The 3,940-nt window shown below is 60.5% G+C and carries 4 protein-coding genes; 1 reads left to right on the plus strand and 3 read right to left on the minus strand.

Going from position 1 to position 3,940, the window contains the following annotated elements; genetic code table 11:
- Positions 1 to 174 precede the first annotated feature (174 nt).
- From PMI22_RS03250 to PMI22_RS03240, 3 genes are read right to left on the minus strand one after another with little or no spacing between them, the layout of a single operon-like run.
- On the minus strand, positions 175 to 1,356 hold the full coding sequence (locus PMI22_RS03250) for an acetyl-CoA C-acetyltransferase (RefSeq protein ID WP_007948743.1): 1,182 nt from the start codon (positions 1,354 to 1,356) through the stop codon (positions 175 to 177).
- An 11-nt stretch (positions 1,357 to 1,367) separates the two neighbouring features.
- Positions 1,368 to 2,033 (minus strand): CoA transferase subunit B, encoded by a 666-nt coding sequence (locus tag PMI22_RS03245; protein WP_007948745.1) that lies wholly within the window; start codon positions 2,031 to 2,033, stop codon positions 1,368 to 1,370.
- Between the two features lie 36 nt (positions 2,034 to 2,069).
- Complete coding sequence (locus PMI22_RS03240) at positions 2,070 to 2,768, minus strand: CoA transferase subunit A (RefSeq protein WP_007948746.1); 699 nt, start codon at positions 2,766 to 2,768, stop codon at positions 2,070 to 2,072.
- Positions 2,769 to 2,948: 180 nt separating this feature from the next.
- On the opposite strand from PMI22_RS03240, the gene PMI22_RS03235 reads away from it, so the two are divergent.
- A complete protein-coding gene (locus tag PMI22_RS03235; protein ID WP_007948747.1) occupies positions 2,949 to 3,851 on the plus strand; it encodes a LysR family transcriptional regulator in 903 nt (300 codons plus the stop codon).
- Positions 3,852 to 3,940: the final 89 nt, after the last annotated feature.

Genomic DNA, 3,940 nt, shown 5'->3' on the forward strand with positions numbered 1-3,940 from the left:
CTGCTGCGCAGCCGAACGCAGGCTTCGCCAGCTGCTACACGTCGAACGCAGGCTTCGACAGCTGCTACAAGGGATTTGGGTATAGCGAAAGGACCCGGCGCGATGTGAATCACGCCGGGGGTGTTGCCAGGCTGCGCGGATCTTCGTGGGTCCCCGCGCAGTCTGATGAACGCTTTATGCCCGCTCGATGGCCAGTGCCACGCCTTGACCACCACCGATGCACAGGGTGGCGAGGCCTTTTTTGGCGTCGCGCTTGATCATTTCATGCAGCAAGGTCACCAGCACGCGGCAGCCCGATGCACCGATCGGGTGACCCAGCGCGATGGCGCCGCCGTTGACGTTGACCTTGTTCAAGTCCCATTCCAGGTCCTTGGCCACCGCCAGTGATTGCGCGGCGAATGCTTCGTTGGCTTCGACCAGGTCCAGTTGATCGATGGACCAGCCGGCCTTGCTCAGGCAGCGACGTGTAGCCGACACCGGGCCGATGCCCATGATCGCCGGATCAACACCCGCATTGGCGTAAGCCGCGATGGTTGCCAATACCGGCAGGCCGAGGGCCTTGGCTTTGTCGGCGCTCATCAGGATCACGGCGGCGGCACCGTCGTTCAGCGACGAGGCGTTACCTGCTGTCACCGAACCATCCTTTTTGAACGCCGGTTTCAGCTTGCCCAGCGCTTCAGCGGTGGTGCCGGCACGCGGCTGTTCATCAGTGGCGAAGGACAGCGGATCGCCCTTGCGCTGAGGAATCAGGATCGGCGTGATCTCATCGACAAAACGCCCGGCTTCGATAGCTGCCGTGGCTTTTTGTTGCGAGGCCGCAGCGAAGGCGTCCTGTTGTTCGCGGGTCAGGCTGTACTTCTCGACCAGGTTTTCGGCAGTGATGCCCATGTGGTAATCGTTGAACGCATCCCACAGGCCGTCGCTGATCATGGTGTCGACGATTTGGGCGTTACCCATGCGCAGACCGGTGCGAGCACCCGGCATGACGTAGTTGGACAGGCTCATGTTTTCCTGGCCGCCAGCAATGATCACGTCGGCGTCGCCGCAGCGAATCGCCTGGGTGGCCAGGTGCAGGGCCTTGAGGCCCGAACCGCAGACCTTGTTCAGGGTCATGGCCGGCACGGTGAACGGCAGGCCGGCCTTGATCGCCGATTGGCGCGCAGGGTTTTGCCCGGCGCCGGCGGTCAGGACCTGGCCCATGATCACTTCATCGACTTCAGCCGGATTCAGGCCGGTTTGCGCCAGCAACTGGCGAATCACCGCAGCGCCGAGGTCAACTGCAGAAACGCCCGCCAGTGAGCCCTGGAAACTGCCAATGGCAGTCCGGGTGGCGGCGACAATGACGACGTCTTGCATGGAAGGATTCCTCACTGAGCGTCAAACTGCATTTCTGGAACGTGATCAGGCACGATCAGTTTGCCAGCGGTTTTTGCGACGATTTCTTCGATGCTGACGCCCGGTGCACGTTCTTTGAGAATGAACGCGCCGTCCTGGATTTCCAGGTAGGCCAGGTCAGTCAGTACGCGCTTGATGCAACCGGCGCCGGTCAGCGGCAGGCTGCAACGGGAGAGCAATTTCGACTCTCCGTCTTTGGAGGCGTGGGTCATGGTGACGATGATGTTTTCCGCACCGGCCACCAGGTCCATCGCGCCGCCCATGCCCTTGATCAGCTTGCCAGGGACCATCCAGGAGGCGATGTTGCCTTCGACATCGACTTCAAACGCGCCGAGCACGGTCAGGTCGATGTGGCCGCCACGAATCATGGCGAAGGATTCGGCGGAAGAGAAAATCGAGGCGCCGATACGCGCGGTCACGGTTTGCTTGCCGGCGTTGATCATGTCGGCATCGACTTCGGCGTCAGTCGGGAACGCGCCCATGCCGAGCAGGCCGTTTTCCGATTGCAGCATGACTTCCATGCCTTCAGGGATGTAGTTGGCGACCAGGGTCGGAATGCCGATGCCCAGGTTGACGTAGAAGCCGTCCTGCATTTCGCGGGCGACGCGTTGAGCCATTTGTTCGCGGGAAAGTGCCATTGTTGTTATTCCTTCATTCGGTCCGGGGGCTGGGGATCACTTACGCACGGTGCGCTGTTCGATGCGCTTTTCGAACGTGCCGCAAATGACTCGGTCGACATAGATGCCAGGGGTGTGGATCTGTGCCGGGTCCAGCTCGCCGGGTTCGACGATTTCTTCAACTTCGACCACGGTGATCTTGCCGGCGGTGGCGGCCAGCGGGTTGAAGTTCTGGGCGGTGTGGCGATAGACGACGTTACCGAAATGGTCGGCTTTCCAGCCTTTGACGATGGCGAAGTCACCGGTGATGGATTCTTCCATCAGGTACTGGCGGCCATGGAATTCGCGTGTTTCCTTGCCGTCGGCAACCGGGGTGCCCACGCCAGTGGCGGTGAAGAAGGCCGGAATGCCGGCGCCGCCTGCGCGCATTTTTTCAGCGAGGGTGCCTTGTGGGGTCAGGATGACTTCGATGGCGCCGCTCATCAGCTGCTCTTCGAACATCTTGTTTTCGCCGACGTAGGACGCCACGACCTTGCTGATCTGCCGGTCTTCCAGCAGCACGCCGAGGCCGAAACCGTCGACGCCGCAGTTGTTGGAAACGACGGTCAGGTCGCGGGTGCCTTTGCGTTTGATCTCGTTGATCAGGTTTTCCGGGATCCCGCACAGACCGAAGCCGCCAGCGATCACGGTCATGCCGTCTTCAAGACCTGCCAGAGCTTCCTCGTAGGAACTCACGCGCTTGTCGAAACCTGCCATATGCACCTCTTTTATTCTTTGTGGTCGGCTGGCTAGCCGTATGCGACGAAGTGTCGCGCTCTTGTATTCATTTGTTAAGTTGATTTTTAAGGTTGATTGATTGATAAAGCTCAATAATGGCTGCTCTACTCTTGCAGCTTGCAGCTTGAAGCTTATAGCTTACAACTGGAGCAAAGCGACATGACCGTGAAGCAGATCCGCGCCTTCCTGGCCGTGGCCCAAAGCCTGAGTTTTGCCGTGGCCTGTGAGCGCCTGCACCTGTCGCAATCGGCATTGAGCCTGACCATCAAGGCGCTGGAGGAGGGCCTGGGCGGGCGCTTGTTCACCCGCAACACGCGCAACGTAGCGTTGACCGCCGAAGGCGAATCGCTGGTGCCGCTGGCGCGCCGCTTGATCGCCGACTGGGACAATGCCGAGGACGAACTGCGCCAACGTTTCACCCTCCAGCGCGGCCGCGTGACGCTGGCGGCCATGCCATCGTTTGCCGGCAACCTGCTGCCGCCGATCCTCAAGACGTTCCGCGCGCGCTATCCCAACGTCAATGTCACGGTCAATGACGTGATCAACGAGCAGGTGCTGGAGATGGTCCGAGACCGGCAGGTTGAGCTGGGCGTGGCGTTCGAGCCGACGCAGAGTTCGTCGCTGGCGTTCACGCCGTTGTACATAGACCGGTTCGTCGCTGTCGTGCCCAAGGATTCGCCATTGACCGAGCTTGATGATATCGACTGGCAAACGTTGCTCAAGGAGCCGTTCATCACTTTGCAGCGACCGTCGACACTGCGGGTAATGCTGGAAGAACATTTGCAGGCGCGGGGAATGAAATTGCCGGTGGAATTTGAAAGCCATCAATTGGCGACAGTCGGCAGGATGGTTGCCAGCGGATTGGGCGTGAGCGCGGTGCCTGCGTTGTGCGCCGGACAGATGCAGGAACTCGGAGCCCGGTGCCTTACATTGCGCGATCCGGTGGTAGAGCGGGCCATCGGCGTATTGACCCAGCCTGGGGTTGAACTGTCGGCGGCGGCGCAGGCGTTGTTCGATATCCTCAAGGAACAAAACCTGGGCCAGCGCCTGTCTTCGAGATGAAACATAGGAGCAATGTGGGAGCGGGCTTGCCCTAATGCCGATCAGTTAAGCCTTAACGCGGACCGTAGCAGCTGGCGAAGCCTGCGTTC

It is taken from the genome of Pseudomonas sp. GM21, assembly GCF_000282215.1.
GTDB lineage: Bacteria > Pseudomonadota > Gammaproteobacteria > Pseudomonadales > Pseudomonadaceae > Aquipseudomonas.